17 protein-coding genes are annotated in these 17,377 nt (G+C 52.8%); 13 read left to right on the forward strand and 4 right to left on the reverse strand.

Translation table 11 applies throughout. The features are described from left to right. Nucleotides 1-260 precede the first annotated feature (260 nt). Nucleotides 261-3,899, reverse strand: a complete 3,639-nt coding sequence (locus tag C7B82_RS10455) for a WD40 repeat domain-containing protein (protein ID WP_106256243.1) — start codon at nt 3,897-3,899, stop codon at nt 261-263. Nucleotides 3,900-4,226: 327 nt separating this feature from the next. On the opposite strand from C7B82_RS10455, the gene C7B82_RS10460 reads away from it, so the two are divergent. The 12 genes from C7B82_RS10460 (at nt 4,227) to C7B82_RS10515 (ending at nt 13,778) form a co-directional block, all read left to right on the forward strand. Next, complete coding sequence (locus C7B82_RS10460; RefSeq protein WP_219904241.1) at nt 4,227-4,664, forward strand: VOC family protein; 438 nt, start codon at nt 4,227-4,229, stop codon at nt 4,662-4,664. Between the two features lie 44 nt (nt 4,665-4,708). After that, nucleotides 4,709-5,563, forward strand: a complete 855-nt coding sequence (locus C7B82_RS10465; RefSeq protein WP_106256244.1) for an oxidoreductase — start codon at nt 4,709-4,711, stop codon at nt 5,561-5,563. A gap of 49 nt (nt 5,564-5,612) precedes the next feature. After that, a complete protein-coding gene (locus tag C7B82_RS10470) occupies nt 5,613-6,389 on the forward strand; it encodes an SDR family NAD(P)-dependent oxidoreductase (protein ID WP_106256275.1) in 777 nt (258 codons plus the stop codon). Between the two features lie 86 nt (nt 6,390-6,475). Beyond that, nucleotides 6,476-7,354, forward strand: a complete 879-nt coding sequence (locus tag C7B82_RS10475; protein ID WP_106256245.1) for a hypothetical protein — start codon at nt 6,476-6,478, stop codon at nt 7,352-7,354. A 469-nt stretch (nt 7,355-7,823) separates the two neighbouring features. Beyond that, entirely contained in the window at nt 7,824-8,534 is a 711-nt protein-coding gene (locus tag C7B82_RS10480) for an SDR family NAD(P)-dependent oxidoreductase (protein ID WP_106256246.1), read from the forward strand. A 4-nt stretch (nt 8,535-8,538) separates the two neighbouring features. Further along, a complete protein-coding gene (locus tag C7B82_RS10485; RefSeq protein WP_106256276.1) occupies nt 8,539-8,865 on the forward strand; it encodes an NIPSNAP family protein in 327 nt (108 codons plus the stop codon). Between the two features lie 83 nt (nt 8,866-8,948). Next, entirely contained in the window at nt 8,949-9,656 is a 708-nt protein-coding gene (locus C7B82_RS10490) for a VOC family protein (protein WP_219904243.1), read from the forward strand. A gap of 239 nt (nt 9,657-9,895) precedes the next feature. Then, nucleotides 9,896-10,093: a hypothetical protein gene (locus tag C7B82_RS35090; protein ID WP_219904245.1), complete on the forward strand. Its 198-nt coding sequence runs from the start codon at nt 9,896-9,898 to the stop codon at nt 10,091-10,093. Next, nucleotides 10,071-10,277, forward strand: coding sequence for a hypothetical protein (locus C7B82_RS33135; protein WP_219904247.1), 207 nt, complete (start codon nt 10,071-10,073; stop codon nt 10,275-10,277). Before C7B82_RS35090 ends, C7B82_RS33135 begins: the two co-directional genes overlap by 23 nt. A 43-nt stretch (nt 10,278-10,320) precedes the next feature. Continuing rightward, complete coding sequence (locus tag C7B82_RS10505) at nt 10,321-11,406, forward strand: redoxin domain-containing protein (RefSeq protein WP_219904249.1); 1,086 nt, start codon at nt 10,321-10,323, stop codon at nt 11,404-11,406. 60 nt (nt 11,407-11,466) lie between these two features. Next, the gene (locus C7B82_RS10510) at nt 11,467-12,408 is read left to right on the forward strand and encodes an SDR family NAD(P)-dependent oxidoreductase (protein ID WP_219904251.1); all 942 of its coding nucleotides are present in this window, start codon (nt 11,467-11,469) and stop codon (nt 12,406-12,408) included. Further along, nucleotides 12,405-13,778 (forward strand): epoxide hydrolase family protein, encoded by a 1,374-nt coding sequence (locus C7B82_RS10515; RefSeq protein WP_219904253.1) that lies wholly within the window; start codon nt 12,405-12,407, stop codon nt 13,776-13,778. Before C7B82_RS10510 ends, C7B82_RS10515 begins: the two co-directional genes overlap by 4 nt. A gap of 548 nt (nt 13,779-14,326) precedes the next feature. On the opposite strand, the gene C7B82_RS10520 is transcribed toward C7B82_RS10515, so the two are convergent. The 3 genes from C7B82_RS10520 to C7B82_RS10530 form a co-directional block, all read right to left on the reverse strand. Continuing rightward, nucleotides 14,327-14,920: a recombinase family protein gene (locus C7B82_RS10520; RefSeq protein ID WP_106256249.1), complete on the reverse strand. Its 594-nt coding sequence runs from the start codon at nt 14,918-14,920 to the stop codon at nt 14,327-14,329. Nucleotides 14,921-15,453: 533 nt separating this feature from the next. After that, a complete protein-coding gene (locus C7B82_RS10525) occupies nt 15,454-15,678 on the reverse strand; it encodes a type II toxin-antitoxin system HicB family antitoxin (protein WP_106256250.1) in 225 nt (74 codons plus the stop codon). Then, nucleotides 15,675-15,899, reverse strand: coding sequence for a type II toxin-antitoxin system HicA family toxin (locus C7B82_RS10530; protein ID WP_106256251.1), 225 nt, complete (start codon nt 15,897-15,899; stop codon nt 15,675-15,677). The genes C7B82_RS10525 and C7B82_RS10530 overlap by 4 nt, the downstream gene beginning before the upstream one ends. Nucleotides 15,900-16,093: 194 nt before the next feature. Here C7B82_RS10530 and sat point away from each other — a divergent pair, with 194 nt between their 5' ends. Next, a complete protein-coding gene (gene sat, locus C7B82_RS10535) occupies nt 16,094-17,281 on the forward strand; it encodes a sulfate adenylyltransferase (RefSeq protein WP_106256252.1) in 1,188 nt (395 codons plus the stop codon). Nucleotides 17,282-17,377 lie beyond the last annotated feature (96 nt).

Raw genomic sequence — 17,377 nt, forward strand, 5'->3', positions numbered from 1 at the left:
ATCGACACTGTCACGACGCCAAAACACGTGGTGATTTGGAGAAGTATGCCTTGTCAGGGCATTGCATTGTTGAGGAGTTAGAGGAGGGGAAACTCTCACGTCTGGTTTTGAAGACGAGCCGCTGAGGCGACTTAGCGGCTTAGTCAACTTTTTGACTCCGAAAGCGGTAGTACAGAGGCCAATTTACCCGGTTTGAGCGGCTGAAACCCTGATGCTGTCTTGCACTTCTGCTCTGGGGGCAACTAACCAACGCGATCGCCTTAATGCTCAATTGCCCCTAATGTTTTCAGGGTAGACTTTTGAGCTATTGTCAACCCGGTCGCACCTTGAATATTCATGCCTTCATAGAGGCGATCGATCGTCAATGTGCTGATACAACGTCCTGTTTCCACATCCCATAGTTTAATCGTGCGATCATAACTGCCACTGATTAGGATTTGACCGTTGGAGCTAAACAGGACGGACGTGACCCAACTGGTGTGTTCGCACAATGTTTGCAGGCAGTGTCCCGTTTGCAAATCCCACAAACGGATGGTTTGGTCATCGCTGCCACTGGCTAAGATTCGACCATCTGGACTGATGGCAAGCGTCCAGACCACTCCTGTATGTCCCTGCAATATCTTCAGACACGCGCCAGTTTGCAGATCCCACAAGCGAATGGTTTGGTCATGGCTACCGCTGACCAAGCGTTGACCACTGGGATCAAATGCCAATGCGAAAATGGCACCCGTATGCTCCTGCAACACCCTCAAACATGCCCCAGTTGGCACATCCCATAAGCGAATGGTGTCATCAAAACTACCACTTGCTAACCATTGACCGCTAGGGTCGAAGGCAATCGCGAGAATACCGCTCTCATGCCCGCGTAACACCTGCAAACAATGATGTGTTTGCACATCCCATAGTCGCACAGTGCAATCATAACTACTGCTTGCTAAAATCTTTCCCCCCGGGCTGAACAGCACTGTCCAGATGGATGCGCTATGTGCCAACCATTGGTCGAACCGCTCAGCTTGGATATGCCATACAGCGATCGAGTCATCATGTCGATTGATCGCTAGCATTTGACCATCCGGACTAAAGCTGACGTTGCTTAAGGATGAAATCTGACGGGTCGGGCTGGAAAATGTTTTGTAGGGATGAAGTTGTGGCAAATTGCTATCGAGCTGCAAACGCCACAGCTGAATCGCTTCATTCTGACCACTACTGGCAAGCATTTGATCATCCGCACTGAGGCTCAGGGAGTGAAGCCCGCCGGTATAGCCGCGCAACGTTTTAAGGTTTCGTCCGCTCTGCAAATGCCACAGCCGCACCGTATGGTCTTTTCCTGCACTCACCAACAATTGACCGTCGGCACTAATCGCAAGCCCGTGAACATCGTGCGTATGACTGTCGAGCACATAGATGGATTGACCATCCTGGACACTCCAAAGGCGCAGAGTCCCATCGCGACTGGCACTGGCTAACAAGCGTCCATCTGGACTAAAGGCGATGTCCCAAACCCAATCGGTGTGTCCCTGTAGCACCTTGAAATTGAGCGTTGACGCTTGATCGCTAGCAAGATAACCGCTCCACAGCCGAATTGACCCATCACGACTGCCGCTCGCAAGCAGTTGACCATCGGGGCTATATCGCACACACTGAACCCCACAGATATGCCCCTGTAAGACACTCAGGCAGTTCCCGTTGCTCACATCCCAGATCCGAATGGTCGTATCATGACTGCTGCTGACCAAGGTTTGCTGGTCCGGAGCGAAGTGGGCAGCGTAAACACTCTGGACGTGCCCTTTCAAGACCTGGAGACACTGCCCTTGCAAATTCCACACGCGCACGGTTTGGTCGGCGCTGCTACTCGCTAATTGCTGACCATCGGCGCTAAAACTCACTGACCAAACACAGCTTGTATGCTCTGTGAGCACCTGCAAGCATCGTCCACTCTGGATATTCCACAAGCGCACCGAACTATCCGTACTGCCGCTGGCTAACATCGTGCCATCCGGACTAAAGGCGACAGACCACACCCAGCCTGTGTGCCCTTCAAAGATGGCTAAGAGTTGGGCTGTGCTGATATTCCAGAGGTAGAGGTTGCCATTGGAAGCTCCGACTGCAATTGTCTGACCGTCTGGACTCAGGTCGATCGACATCGCATTACTGAGGGTTTCTGAAAAGATAGATTGGGCTAAATTGGCATTCTGAAAATTGACTCTGGCTAAATCGATCTGTCTCAAGTCAGCTTGCTGCACGACAAGGTCAGAAAAGTCAGAGCCGCGCAAATCGACCTGAAGCTGCACCAGCAAGTTAATCAAGTTGCCTGCAGCGTACCCTGGTTTCTTTCCCTGCTGCCTTAATAAATGTTTTGCCTGCGCCTCGATCGCCGCTACACTGCCAAAGCGAGACAGCAACTGTTCCATCACAGGCTGCATAATGAGGCGCGTCTGAATCTCTCGAATGTAATCTTTTGCTTGGACTCGTAGTAAGGGATGCGTTTGCCAAACGTTAAGCTGCTGCGTCTCAAATTCGACGCAAATTTGCTGCACGAATCGCTCTGTGATATATTCCATCACCACGGGTTGCAAGAAGAAGAACCCATCTTTTTTTTCAATGAGCGATCGCCGGAGTAGTGAGTTGACCAGATTGGGTACCCGTTGCTGAGTAGCAAGATCAACCACACTTTCTCGAATATCGGCGATCGAGACTGGCTCCCGATAAATTGCAAACCAGGATAATGTTTTCTGTTCAGCTTCAGAGAGGCGATCGAACTGACGGTTCAGCAAATCGCGAATGTCTTCAAAAACAGCCAATCCCTGACTGAGATAGGGCAACACCTCGGTAATGCGGCCGTTAAACAAATCCTGAATGGCGGCTGCCAGCAATTTTAGTGCCAGGGGATTGCCGCCATAGTGATGGATCAACGTCTGCCATTCCGCTTCTGACCCTGTAAATGCTCCTTTCTGCCGGAAGATGGCGCGTCCGTCATCAGGGGTTAGCCCACTCAAGGTCAGCGAAGCGCAAGCGCGACGACCAGTCGTTCGCACCACACTTTCATCCTCTTCCATCAGTACCATTTCGCGTGGCTTTTCTCGACTGGTGAGCAACAAACAACTTTGGTGGGACGCTTCGCCAATGTCTCTGAGCAACTGCCCGTAGCCTTCGTAGCCCGATCGCCAGTGTCCCACGGGCTCACGCTGCAAAATGGTTTCCGCATTATCCAGAATTAATAAACACCGACGCGATCGCAGGTATTGCATCAGTTTGGAGACCTGCTGAGCCAACGTAGTAGGAATGATGGGATCTTCCCCATAGAGTGGCATGAGAAACTTTAGCAGGCTCGACAGAAGTTCCTCCAACGGTGGCGCATTGGCAAGCGATCGCCATACAACAATCTCAAATTCTGCCTGCATTTGCAGCGCGGCTTTGACGGCGATCGTACTTTTGCCAATGCCCCCAATGCCCAACAGCCCAACTACACGACAGCGCTCAGCAATGACCCATTGCCACAGTTGCGTCAGTTCTACCTCACGCCCATAAAATACCGAGGCATCGACCGCCGTATCCCAGTCCTGTTGGGGATTTGTCCAGCGGTTCTCTGTTTCTTCAGAGGAGGCAGGGGATGTCAGATCTGTCTTCGTCAACTCCAGCCCAAATGCCCGGAAGAGGTACTCCACTGACTGGCGATCCACCCCCAGTTCACGCTTGAAGATGCGGGCAAGGGTATTGAGGGAAAGGCTAGTGCGATCGCTGAGATCTTCCTGGGTGAGGTGCTTCCCCCACGTTTCGTCCGCTTCTGTTTGCTGTTTTGCCGTCTGAAATCTTTGCCATCCCTGGGGCGACAGGATAACTCCTCGCACTCGCCCAGAAGTGGAGCGACCCCGTCCAGATTTTGATGGGTTGGCATCCATAGTTTAGCCAATGCCGTAAAGGACAGAGTGAGTCTTTCCTCAACATACCGGGCGTTTCTTCAATCAAGGTTTGGCAAAGAGTTTCAGCAGCATAAATTGACAGGCAAATGATTTCGTCTTGGCTGAAGTATATCAGGTTTAATGGCTCCTGGCTCACTTCCTGCGGCGTTCCTCAACTGCAAAATGATTTAAGTTGCGTTTTAACTCAAAGAACTTGAGTGGTGTGCATGGAGCGATCGCAGAAGAATGAAGTTAATCGAGGTGGGCAGCAAACTCACCAAGCTAAAGGAGAACAAGATGAGTAGCAATCCTGTAAACAGTCAAAACATGAAACTCGAAGTTGTGGTAATTCCCATTGCGGATGTTGATCGAGCCAAGCAGTTCTATGAGGCGTTGGGATGGCGGCTGGATGCTGATTTTGTCACCAGTGAGGACTTCCGAGTAGTGCAGTTGACCCCTCCTGGATCGGAAGCCTCGATCATCTTTGGTAAAGGAGTTTCGTCAGCCACGCCAGGTTCAGTTCAGGGTCTGCACCTGATCGTTTACGACATCGAGGCAGCCCGTGCCGAACTCGTCGATCGGGGTGTCGAGGTAAGTGAAGTGTTCCACGACATCGGCGGGATCTTTCACCATGCCGGAACCGAGGGACGGGTACCGGGTCCCGATCCGAAGCGTCGCGACTATGCCTCCTTTGCTTCGTTTAGTGATCCAGATGGCAATGGTTGGGTGCTCCAGGAAGTGAAAACCCGTGCTCCCGGACGGTAACAGGACATCAACACACTAAACAACACTTAAAACAAGGACACATGATGAAAACGCAGAAAGTATGGTTCATTACCGGAGCATCCAGGGGCTTTGGGTTAGAAATTGCTAAAGCAGCCCTGGCAGAGGGCGATCGGGTCGTAGCAACGGTTCGCAGTCAGCCCGCACAACTCGCCGCCATTTTGGACAACCACCCGGATTTGTCCGTTGTGCCGATGGATGTCACCCAGGAAGCCCAGGTACAGGCCGCTGTCCAGCAAGGCATTACCCGGTTTGGTCGGATTGATGTCTTGGTCAATAATGCCGGGTATGGCATGGTGACGGCGATCGAAGAAGCCACGGATGCTGAAACTCGCAAACAGTATGACACCAACGTCTTTGGATTACTCAACGTGACTCGTGCTGTGTTGCCGTACCTGCGCCAGCAAAAGTCCGGGCGGGTGATCAATATCTCGTCGCTGTTTAGCTACGATGCCGTTCCGGGCTGGGGCTTGTATGGGTCCACCAAGTTTGCGGTTGAAGGGATCTCGAAAGGGCTAGCGATCGAACTGGCACCGCTCGGCATCCACGTCACGGCAGTAGCTCCCGGTCTTTTCAGTACTGACTTCCTCAGCACTGACTCCTATGTTGCCGCGAAAACCATCATTAACGATTACCAGGCAACGGTAGGACCGATGCGGAGCGGAGCCGATGCGCTACACGGGAACCAGCCCGGTGATCCGAAAAAGTTTGCCCAGGTGGTTCTTCAATTAGCTAATACAGAGCATCCGCCGCTACATTTGCCCGTCGGGAAGGACACGATCGCGATGTACCAAAACAATGCCGCAAGAATGGCAGAGGAAATTGAAGCATGGCTACCAGTCGCGACCAGCACCGACCATGACCACCACATAGCGGCTTAGACCATCGTCTGATCTACAACATTCACACATGATTGCCAAAGGAGATGTCATGAAACTGGAAGGGAAGAAGGCACTGATTACTGGGGGAAATAGCGGTATTGGCTTTGCCACCGCTCGACTCTTCATTCGCGAAGGCGCTGAGGTCGCAATCACGGGTCGAGATCAGAAGACGCTCGATGCTGCCCTCGCAGAACTGGGTTCAAAAGCCGTTGCCTATCGTGCAGATGTGACGGACTCCCACGCCCGCGCCGACCTTTTCAGCAAAATTGGTCAGCGGTTCGGCAGTCTGGATATCGTCTTCGCCAACGCGGGTATTCCTGGAGTCACGCCTATGGGAAGCACTGACGAAACAGTGTTTGAGCACATCATTCGCGTCAATCTCACCAGCGTTTTCTTTACCGTACAAGCCGCACTACCGCTGCTCAATGATGGCTCCTCAATCATCTTGAACAGTTCAGTGCTTGGCTCGCTGGGACATCCAGGACAGGCAGCTTACGCCGCAAGCAAAGCAGGTGTTCGCGGCATGGCAAGAACGATCGCATCTGAGCTTTCTCCTCGCAACATTCGGGTCAACGTCGTTGCACCGGGAGCCACAAAAACTCCCATCTGGAGCCGTGATTCTACTCCGTCTCAAGCGGATGAAGAACTGGCGGCAAAAATGGCAGCAACGATTCCCCTGGGTCGTTGGGGAGAAGCGGATGAGATTGCCAAAGCCGTCCTTTTTCTTGCTTCAGACGATTCGTCCTACGTCCAGTCGGTTGAGCTTTTCGTCGATGGCGGCAACGTTGGTTCCCCAAACGGTGGAGTAGCTTTCCGCAGTGCATAAATTGTTTGCCCCATCCGAACGATCGCTAGCTGCTTCCTTTTCCCCTGCGCTTCTTGCAAATCTCTATTTAATCAATGGTAATAACGATGACGACACCAGAGACAATGATAGGAACAGTCAGCCCTCAAGCACTGACTGAAAGCAGACTGCAATTACACTATGCCGTTCAATATATTGCTGCAACAGGTGCGGCATTAGCGGAGCCTCTACCAGACCACAGTCACACCAGCTTTGGATGGAATCCAGCTTTAGAAGCGTTTGTTGGCTCAACGATTCCAGCGACTCAGCCCTTTCAAGTTGCAGTCGAACCCATCAGCCTCACCTTAATCCTGGTAGCTGATCAGAATGACACGATCGCCTCTTTGCCATTACATGGAAAGACCATGCGAGAAGGACTGGACTGGCTCCAGCAAGCGCTTGCTAAACTCGGTGCCGATGCCAGCAAGATTGTGTTTTTAGATTATCCACCGAATGACTTTCCCGATCATCCCCTGGCTCATGATGCAGCCTTTGATGCCAGTCCGGGGTTTGCATTGCGTGAATTAGCAGACACTTACATCATCACTGATCAACTACTTCAGACGATCATTACCACTAACGAGAATGCTTCAGCAATTCACATTTGGCCCCATCACCTTGATATCGCAACGCTGATTACGCTTCCTGACACCAAAAATGGGCATCCACTGACAGTCGGGATTGGATTTTCGCCCGGAGATGCGAGCTATCCAGAACCCTACTGGTATGTCTCTCCTTATCCCTATCCAGACATCGCCAATCTTCCTACTCTGGAGGGGCAAGCGTTTTGGCATACCCAACACTGGGTTGGGGCTGTGCTGCGATCGTCCCAATTGAGTGAGAATGCCACTGCTGAAACCCAACAACAGCAGGTTGGGACATTCTTGAATGCTGCCCTGAACGCATCAATCACCCTACTCAAATCCGAGGCTTCTGCTGGGGTTTGATGATCAATATTTTGACCAACCGAGGATTCATACCAATTCAATATGAGCCTGCACATAAACAAGGGGCTTAAGCCCCTTGTTTCAGAGGTTTCGTTCTGTGCAGCTTTAAAGAAAATTGGTATCAGATCTTAAGTAATCTTTCTCATAGAGGTTGATTAAACATGTTCTTGCAGGGGAATAAGCTGCAACTGTGAACACGTAAATGTTCCATCAGTATATGAGCAGTCGTACAGAAACGAAACCTACGCTAAATTCGTTCAATTCATCCTACCCCTTGGTACACCAAAGCTAAATTCACTGGAATGTTGAAAGTCCAGGAAAACACCCGTTTAAGTTGCGGCTTAACTCAACTAACTTGAGTGGTCTAAATAAGAGCGATCGCTGAAGAATAAAGCGTAATGGCACTCTGCCATTCAACCGATTCAACCCTCATTCCACCAACCCCCAAAACGCATAAAGGAGTTTTACTATGAGCACTGAACAGAAAGTTGCTGTGATTACCGGCGCATCACAGGGCATCGGCGCAGCCCTTGTCAAGGCATACCGCGATCGCAACTATCGGGTGGTTGCCATCTCACGCTCAATTCGACCATCGGATGATGATGCCATTCTGGCAGTATCAGGCGACCTCGCTGATCGAAAAACTGCCGAACGGGCAATCATCGAAGGCGTGACCCGCTTCGGGCGCATCGACACACTGATCAACAACGCTGGCATCTTCATCGCCAAGCCCTTCACCCAATACACTCAAGCTGATTACGACGCTTACCTGGGCACTAACATCGCTGGCTTCTTTCACATGACGCAACTCGCCATCGCCGAGATGGCAAAGCAGGGCAGTGGTCATATCGTGCAGATATCCACAAGCCTGGTTGACAACCCGATCGCGGGCGTACCGTCTGTACTCGCATCACTGACGAAGGGCGGACTGAATAGCGCGACTCGATCGCTGGCGATCGAGTATGCCAAGCGCGGTATCCGGGTGAACGCGATCGCGCTGGGTAACATCAAGACGCCCATGCACCCTGCCGAGACCCATGCACAGCTCGCTGCCATGCACCCAATTGATCGGATGGGCGAGATCTCTGACATCGTTGATGCAATCCTCTACCTCGAATCAGCCAACTTTGTGACAGGCGAAATCCTTCACGTTGATGGCGGTCAGAGTGCGGGGCACTGAAGGCATGATCTACGAATTACGCATTTATCACGCCATCCCCGGACGACTACCTGCGCTGCTTGCGCGCTTCCAGAACCACACGCTGCGGATTTGGGAAAAGCATGGTATCCATCAGGCTGGATTCTGGACAACGCTAATCGGCGAGAGCAACCAACAACTCACCTACCTGCTCGCCTGGGACAGCATGGCTGAACGCGAGGATCGCTGGAACGCCTTCCTTGCTGACCCCGAATGGATTGCAATCAGCACCGAAACCGAGAAGGGCGGTCAACTCATCCAGAACATCAGCAGCGAGTTGCTGGCACCAACCACCTTTTCCTCGGTGAAGTGAGTGTCCCATTTAAGTCGCGTTTTAACTCAACGAACTTGCGTGGTGTGCATGGGGCGATCGTAGAAGAATGAAACGTAACCAATTTGAACATCAAATCCATCAATTTAAAGGAGATCAAGATGAGTAGCAATCCTGTAAACAGTCCAGACATGAAGCTCGAAGTTGTATTGTTCAGCGTTTCCGACGTCGATCGCGCGAAGGCATTCTATGAGAATCTCGGCTGGCGGCTCGACATTGACATCGCGGTGGGCGACTTCCGCGGCGTGCAGATGACACCGCCCAACTCAGAAGCCTCGATCATCTTCGGCAATGGAGACGGGTCCGGCTCGGTGCAGAACTTGGTTCTCGCCGTGGATGACCTCGATGCTGCTCGTAAAGACTTGATCGATCGCGGTGTCAACGTGAGTGAGATCTTCCACTACGCGGGTGGACCCTTCAACAACGCGGTGGAGAACCCACGCGTCAACGGGCGCGACCCAGAAGGTCGTTCCTATTTCTCCTTTGCCTCATTTGAAGATCCAGACGGAAACCTCTGGCTACTTCAGGAAATCACAACGCGGTTTCCTGATCGGCTGTGGGATTCTCCTCGAACAGACGTTGCAACTCTTGCAACCTTGCTGCGTGAGACGGCAGAGCACCACGACTCCTACGAGAAAACTCACGCTGAGCATCACTGGTGGGACTGGTACGCGCCCTATCTGAGTGCGCGTCAGAATGGCAGCAGTCCAGAAGAAGCCGCCGTCGCCGCTGATCGTTACATGGAGGAGGTTGTTCCTGTTCTTTCTAGATGATACGGTCAGAATGACATCCGCCAAGTTGGGTTCTGGATCATAGCAATGCTGACGGGCAGCCAGCGGCAGCGGCCGTTTCAGCTCTCAACCGCACCACGAGCGCCACGGGCGAACTGACGCGGGATGAGATCCTCGACAACATCCCGCTGTATTGGCTGACGAATACGGGGATCTCTGCATCTCGGCTCTATTGGAAATACAAGGGTGGCTTTTTCAACACCAAGGGCGTCTCTATTCCGGTGGCAGTGAGTGTCTTCCCCGGCGAGCAATATGAGGCCCCGCGAAGCTGGACTGAGCGGGCCGATCCCAAGCTCATTCATTACAACAAGCTCGACAAGGGCGATCACTTCGCGACATGGGAGCAGCAAACGATTTTTGCTCAGGAACTCAGGGTGTCGTTTCGGTCGCTGCGTTATGCCATCGCTGAGCCATCTTGACTTTGCCCAGATCGACGCCCGCAAGCGGCTCATGGATGTGCGCGGTCATTACAGCCGCCCCGAACTACTCAGTCTGCTGATTGATCGGACACCCACGTCACACTTTCATGAGCGCCCTGCACACCCAAAGACCGAGGCTATGCGTGCGGTCGTCAAGGAGGAGAAGGTCGTCGAGGTTCTCTAATTTCACCGAATCTATCGGAGCGCAGCGACAGGGAGGTCAGCGCGTGTCAATCAATTACAATCGCCGCTACTTTTTGACAACCATGCTTACAACTATTGCTGCCACCCAGCTTGGCATGCTCGGCTGCACCACACAGCACGCTACATCGACAACGGCTGAGTTACCCATTGAAGGTGAATTGCCGCCTCTGGTTGGTGCGATCGCGTGGCTCAGTTCACAGCCATTAACAGTTGACGAACTGCGTGGAAAAGTCGTGCTGATCAACTTCTGCACGTATACCTGCATCAATTGGCTGCGCCAACTCCCGTATGTGCGTGCGTGGGCCGAGAAGTATCAGGACCAGGGGCTAGTCGTCATTGGTGTGCATACGCCCGAGTTTGAATTCGAGAAGAATACTGATAATGTCCGTCGAGCCTTGACGGCGATGAGAATTGACTATCCGATCGCTGTAGATAACGATTACGCGGTGTGGCAGGCTTTCGGGAACCATTACTGGCCAGCCCTTTATTTTATCGACAGGCAAGGACGCATTCGGCATCACCACTTCGGCGAGGGTGAGTACGAGCGATCGGAACGGGTCATTCAACAGCTCCTGTCTGAGTCAGGAACTGCTCGTGTTGGTCAGGAACTGGTCAAAGTTGACGCTCGCGGTTTAGAGGCTGCCGCCGATTGGGGCAGCCTGAAATCGCCTGAAAACTACCTCGGCTATGAAAGAACGGAGAATTTTGCGTCTCCTGGCGGCGCGTTGTTAAACAAGCCTCGTTCATATGCCAATCCCGCGCCATTGAACCGTAATCAATGGGCACTTTCCGGCGATTGGACGATCGGAAGACAAGCCATTGTCCTAAACCAATCTGGTGGGCGGATTGCGTACCGCTTCCACGCCCGCGACCTTCACCTCGTCATGGGACCAGTCGAGCGAGGAACATCCGTGCGGTTTCGCGTGCTTGTGGACGGACAGCCAGCAGTTACGGCTCGCGGACTTGATATCGATGAGCGAGGCGAAGGCACGGTGACTGAACAGCGGTTGTACCAACTGATTCGACAACCGCAGACCGTTAGCGATCGCCAGTTCGAGATCGAGTTTCTGGATACCGGGGTGGAGGCGTTTGCATTCACGTTTGGTTGATCACGCAAACAGATACACCTTCGCAACAAGCAACAGGAAAGTGAACGCGAGGTAAATGATATGACAATGAAATCTACACATGACAGCCCCATCCTCGTAACTGGAGCGGCTGGTGATATCGGTGCGATCGGTCGCAACCTCACCGCAATGCTACTCGCCAAAGGGCATAAGGTGCGTGCTTTGGTTCGGCGGGAGGATGAACGTGCTGAGGCACTGCGCCAGCTTGGAGCTGAGGTTGTGCAGGGCAATCTGACCGATTTGGACTCGATGCATCGCGCGATCGCAGGCGTTGCCCGCATCTATTTCGGCATGTCGGTTTCGCCAGCGTATCTTGAAGCCACAGTCAACACCGCTGCGGTGGCGCGTCACCACGAAGTCAAAGCTTTCGTGAACATGTCTCAAATGACAGTGACGCAAATGAGCATCACCGAGACCACGGACAGTCCACAGCACAAGCTGCACTGGCTTGCGGAACAGGCATTAGCGTGGTCGGGGCTACCGATCGTCACGGTGCGGCCAACGGTCTTCCTCGAGAGTTTCTTCCTGCGTCTCGCCGCTGCTGGAGTCCGGGACAACGACGAACTGGTGCTGCCGCTGGGTGACAGCAAGACCTCGCCGATCTCGGCGGTTGATGTGGCGCGTGCTGTTTCCGTGATCCTCGATGACCCTGCCCCACACATTGGTCAGGTTTACAATCTGACCGGCTTTGAGTCAGCGGATCTGAACCACTACGCGCGCGTCTTTTCCGAGGCGATCGGCCGAACGATCCGCTATCGTGACGTGCCGCTCTCCGTATGGACTGAGACGCTTCGTGAGTTTGGGGTGCCTACGCACCTCCTCAACCACCTCGTGGTGATGGCCGAACTTCACAAGCAAGGACGGTATGACCGTATGACGGATGACCTGTTCAAGCTCACTGGCAAGACACCGACGAGCATGTCCGACTTCGTGAAATTGTACTCCACTGAATTCACGCGGAGTGAAGCCGAGAAAACACTATGACCAAATTGAAAAAAGTACATTACAAAATCAAAGCCCGCGCCTGCGGTGCCTTCGTCCTGTCGCGACTCCTCGTTGCGCTCTTTGCAGCAATGATGTTTCTGGCACCGTCCATTCGCGTGCTGGCACAGCAATCCGTCCAGGCTAGCGCACAATCCCAGGACGCGGCCCAGGCTAGCGTGACTGAAAACAACGCCATCCGCCCCTTCCGCGCCCACGTTCCGCAAGTGGCGATCGACGATCTCCGCAGGCGCATTGCAGCAACTCGTTGGCCCGACAAGGAGACAGTCACCGACCAGTCACAGGGCGTGCAACTAGCAACACTGAAGGAACTTGTCCGCCACTGGGGAGCGGAGTACAACTGGCGGAAAGCCAAGGCGAAGCTGAATGCCTTACCGCAGTTCGTCACGAACATCGACGGCCTGGACATTCACTTTATCCACGTCCGCTCTAAACATCCGAACGCGTTGCCGTTGCTCATCACGCACGGATGGCCCGGCTCGGTATTTGAACAGCTCAAGATCATTGGTCCGCTGACCGACCCGACAGCTTACGGGGGGCGATCGGAAGATGCCTTCGACCTGGTCATCCCGTCAATTCCTGGCTTCGGCTTCTCCAGCAAGCCGACGGGCACTGGTTGGAACCCTGACCACATCGCGCAAGCCTGGGCTGAGCTGATGCAGCGCCTCAGGTACACCCGTTACGTTGCTCAGGGCGGCGATTGGGGGTCTCCCATCTCCAGCGCAATGGCGCGCCAGGCACCGGCAGGATTACTTGGCATCCACATCAACTTGCCAGCGACGGTACCGCCCGACGTGGCTGCGGTGCTTGCCAGCGGCGGACCCGCGCCAGCAGAACTCTCCGAGAAAGAACGCGCAGCGTTCGACTCACTCGACGCATTGTATAAGAAGAAACGGGCCTACGCCGCGATGATGGGCACACGACCGCAGACGATCGGGTACGGACTGACGGACTCGCCAATCGGACTTGCGGCGTGGCTGCTTGGGCATCCAGGTTTCGCGCAGTGGACAAGCAGCAGCGATTCCGACAAGTCCCCGACGAAAGACGAGGTGCTGGATGACATCACGCTGTACTGGCTGACGAACAGCGCGGTCTCGTCAGCGCGGCTGTATTGGGAGAACAAGACCAGCCTCTTAAACGCGGCGGCTCAAAAGACCACCGAGATCTCGCTCCCTGTGGCCATCACGGTATTTCCAGGGGAGATCTATCGAGCTCCAGAGACGTGGGCTCGGCGCGCCTATCGCAATCTTATCTACTTCAATGAGGTCGCCAAGGGCGGCCACTTCGCAGCGTGGGAGCAGCCGCAGCTTTTCTCTGAGGAGATCCGCGCGGCGTTCAGGTCACTGCGTTAATTAGTGCGCGCAGGTCTGGATCAATCGGACATGTAAAAACACCAGACAAAGTTGAACGCCCAAATTTTACAGCAAGACCAATGGATTGACAGGACAAACAGATGACCAGCTATCCATAGCAACCTGCAAACAGGATCTCTTCAACCTGCAAACAGCATCCCTTTGAAACCAGATTAGCTGTCACTAAAACCGGCTCCAAAACCAGACTAGCTGCCACTGAACCTGCATTAGCTGATACGAAACTGCAAACAGCCGGTTGAAACCACATTCTTTGCAACCAAGCCTGATGTGCTGTTCAGCAGGCACTTGACCTACATGGGGGGTTGCGGTGCCCAGATTTAAGAATGGTTTTGCCTAAACGTATATGCCCAAGTTTCATGTTTAAGTTGAACGGTATGCGACCAAATAAAAGCCTAGAGTGGTTTTCACCGAAAGCCAAGTTTAGGTGCAGGTAATGTGGTTTGAGGGCTACTTCTATTTGCAAATAAGGTGGGCAGAAAATTCCCTTGTTTGCAGTTCGAGCTGTTTGTGTTTGCAGTTCGCTACACCTATGTTGTCTTCGTCGTTGGTTCTGGCGCTACCTTGAGAGCCAAGTTGGGATTGATATAGCGATAGTAAGTCGGACGGCTAATGTTCAGATGGTTACAGATGGACGACACACTCTGTTTGGGGTCTGCTGCCAGCGATCGCCCAATGGCAATTTGCTGTGGCGTTAACTTCTGCTGCCGTCCCCCTTTGCGTCCCCTCGCTCTCGCTGCTTGCAAGCCAGCCTGAGTGCGCTCCCGAATCAGGTTACGCTCAAACTCCGCCAATGCCCCGAACATATGAAAGATTAACTTTCCGCTGCTACTCGTAGTATCAATACTTTCCTGCAGCGAGCGAAACCCAATCTTACGCTGCTCCAATCCCTCGACCAATGCCATCAGGTCTTTGAGCGATCGCCCTAAGCGATCGAGTCTCCAAACGACCAGCGTGTCTCCTTTCCTGGCAAACGCAAAGGCTTCTTTTAATCCAGGGCGATCGGCTTTCGCTCCACTCATTTTGTCAGCGAAGATTTTTTCGCACCCTGCGGCTTGCAGCGCATCATGTTGCAACGCCAAATTTTGGTCGTCGGTTGAAATGCGTTCGTACCCAATGAGCATAAGGAGAGTTCTAATGTACTGTTATTGTCTCAGAACTCATCAAAGTTACACTATTTTGATACATAGATTCATTAACGACTTGATTTACACTCTGAGCACCCTAAAAGACCCCTTTTGTGTCGTTTTAGGCAAAAGGCGAAAACTGTCAATTAAACGACCGGATACCGTTGGCGAACTCTGATCGAGATGGCAAAGCTTAATTCTCAAATGGCTTAGGTGCCTTATTCATAGAAGGAATGTTTGATAATCGCTGAAGGGATGTTTGATAATCGCTCTTCAGTAGTTGTGCACACTCGACGTACCAGCACGACTGCTAGAAAAGCCATTCGCTGGGTCAATTGGGACATCGATCCAGAGGCTTTCGCAGTGCAGCCCTGAGCAATATTGCTTATCGAAACGATCGCGCAGCCTAGGAGGATGGATGGGTGAGCAAAACTGCGATCAATCGCACTACATTCGATCGCGATCGCATAATCTCCTCCTGGAGGATTGCTTCTGATCGCGCCGCAAGTTCAGTCCATGAAGTGCAACGATTAAGCGACTTGTGAAACCTCAATCTGGCGTGGTTCTGGTAAGGGTTGGTTGTTGGCTTGAAGGACTTCGATTAAACCCTCAAGTGCTTCTTGTCCATTTTGAGCAGCTTCTTGGTACGTTTTGCCGTGTGTGACAAATTGCTGCCAGGGAAATTCGGGGAGATGCACCAGATAGAGCTGATCGGCGTCTGACCACTGAATCACCATTGTATATCTGTAGCTCATTCGCTCTCATCCTCCAATACTTTCAGGGCTTGCAGTGCTCGTAAGATTTGCGGCTCAAGGTATCTGGGAGCATAATCGCCATCTTTGCCTGGAATGGTTAGTGGCATTGATAGCATTTTAGGATGCACCCAATAACTATGACTTCCTTTGCCTCGTCTCTTTTGCAAAATAAAGCCTGCTTGACTCACGATTTGCTTAAGTTCTCGAATTTTCTTAGGCATACGCTGATTTTAACCCAGGCTTAATGACCCTAAGCGGTCGCGCCCCCATCACATGATGGGCGATCGCAGCAGCCATCAACACTTTAACGAGTGTGGGGTGTAGTTTCTAAACAGCTAGAGGAATGATCGCGCAGCCTAGTAGGATGGATGGGTGAGCAAACTCTGCGATCGATACACTGCAATCCACAATTCCCATGAGCCAGCATTCTGACAGCATTGCTCCCCACGGTGGGCAACTGATTAACCGCATCGCCACGCCTGAACAACGCGCCGAATTTCTCGACAAAGCCGACTTTTTGCCCAGAGTGAAACTGGAAGCACGAGCGGTTTCAGATCTAGAGATGATTGCGATCGGTGGCTTTAGTCCCCTCACGGGCTTCATGAACGAGGCAGACTATAACGGGGTCGTCAATGATATGCACCTGGCAAACGGTTTGCCCTGGTCGATCCCCATCACGCTGCCTGTATCCGAAGAGGTCGCGGCACCGCTCAAAGAAGGGAGCCTGATCCGGTTAGACAATCCCTACGGTACGTTCGTCGGCGTGTTGCAACTAACCCAAAAATATCGTTACGACAAACGCCATGAAGCGCTGCTGGTCTACCGCACAAACGAAGAAAAGCATCCCGGAGTGTCGGTGGTTTACAAGCAGGGTGTCGTGAATCTAGCAGGTGATGTTTGGTTGCTAGAGCGCAATCCTCACACATTGTTTCCTACGTATCAAATTGATCCGCTGGAATCACGATCGCTCTTTCGGGGCAAAGGCTGGAAGTCGATCGTGGGCTTCCAGACCCGTAACCCGATCCATCGCGCCCATGAATACATCATCAAGTGTGCGCTCGAAACCGTTGATGGGCTCTTTCTACATCCCTTAGTCGGTGCCACCAAGGAAGACGACATTCCCGCTGATGTGCGGATGCGCTGCTACGAAATTATGCTGGAACACTACTTCCCCAGGGATCGGGTGATTCTAGCCATCAATCCTGCTGCCATGCGCTATGCCGGGCCACGCGAGGCAATCTTCCACGCCCTTGTTCGCAAAAACTATGGCTGTACGCACTTTATCGTCGGGCGAGATCACGCTGGCGTGGGCGACTACTACGGCACCTACGACGCGCAATACATCTTCGACGAATTTGCACCCGGCGAGTTGGGCATCACGCCGATGAAGTTTGAACACGCCTTTTACTGCCTGCGCACCCAGTCGATGGCAACCACGAAGACCAGCCCCAGTACTCGCGAAGAGCGCATTCATCTGTCGGGAACGAAGGTGCGGGAACTCCTCCGCAAAGGCGAACTGCCACCACCCGAATTTTCCCGTCCCGAAGTGGCTGCTGAACTGTCGAGGGCTATGCAAGCACCAGAGATTTCGTATGAGATTTAGAGAGAAGGCTAAAGGCTAAAGGATTTGTTAGAAGATTTCTAGCAAACAAAATACCCCTAGGGGCCAGCTTGACACCAAAGGTTGGGTTTCATACTT

This window comes from Stenomitos frigidus ULC18 (assembly GCF_003003795.1).
In the GTDB taxonomy this organism is placed as follows: domain Bacteria; phylum Cyanobacteriota; class Cyanobacteriia; order Leptolyngbyales; family Leptolyngbyaceae; genus Stenomitos; species Stenomitos frigidus_A.

Excerpts from the sequence above, each read along its gene's own strand:
- C7B82_RS10455 (WP_106256243.1), bottom strand. The coding sequence starts at position 3,899 with ATGGATGCCAACCCATCAAAATCTGGACGGGGTCGCTCCACTTCTGGG.
- C7B82_RS10460 (WP_219904241.1), top strand. The coding sequence starts at position 4,227 with ATGAAACTCGAAGTTGTGGTAATTCCCATTGCGGATGTTGATCGAGCC.
- C7B82_RS10465 (WP_106256244.1), top strand. The coding sequence starts at position 4,709 with ATGAAAACGCAGAAAGTATGGTTCATTACCGGAGCATCCAGGGGCTTT.
- C7B82_RS10470 (WP_106256275.1), top strand. The coding sequence starts at position 5,613 with ATGAAACTGGAAGGGAAGAAGGCACTGATTACTGGGGGAAATAGCGGT.
- C7B82_RS10475 (WP_106256245.1), top strand. The coding sequence starts at position 6,476 with ATGACGACACCAGAGACAATGATAGGAACAGTCAGCCCTCAAGCACTG.
- C7B82_RS10480 (WP_106256246.1), top strand. The coding sequence starts at position 7,824 with ATGAGCACTGAACAGAAAGTTGCTGTGATTACCGGCGCATCACAGGGC.
- C7B82_RS10485 (WP_106256276.1), top strand. The coding sequence starts at position 8,539 with ATGATCTACGAATTACGCATTTATCACGCCATCCCCGGACGACTACCT.
- C7B82_RS33135 (WP_219904247.1), top strand. The coding sequence starts at position 10,071 with ATGCCATCGCTGAGCCATCTTGACTTTGCCCAGATCGACGCCCGCAAG.
- C7B82_RS10510 (WP_219904251.1), top strand. The coding sequence starts at position 11,467 with ATGACAATGAAATCTACACATGACAGCCCCATCCTCGTAACTGGAGCG.
- C7B82_RS10515 (WP_219904253.1), top strand. The coding sequence starts at position 12,405 with ATGACCAAATTGAAAAAAGTACATTACAAAATCAAAGCCCGCGCCTGC.
- C7B82_RS10520 (WP_106256249.1), bottom strand. The coding sequence starts at position 14,920 with ATGCTCATTGGGTACGAACGCATTTCAACCGACGACCAAAATTTGGCG.
- C7B82_RS10525 (WP_106256250.1), bottom strand. The coding sequence starts at position 15,678 with ATGAGCTACAGATATACAATGGTGATTCAGTGGTCAGACGCCGATCAG.
- C7B82_RS10530 (WP_106256251.1), bottom strand. The coding sequence starts at position 15,899 with ATGCCTAAGAAAATTCGAGAACTTAAGCAAATCGTGAGTCAAGCAGGC.
- sat (WP_106256252.1), top strand. The coding sequence starts at position 16,094 with ATGAGCCAGCATTCTGACAGCATTGCTCCCCACGGTGGGCAACTGATT.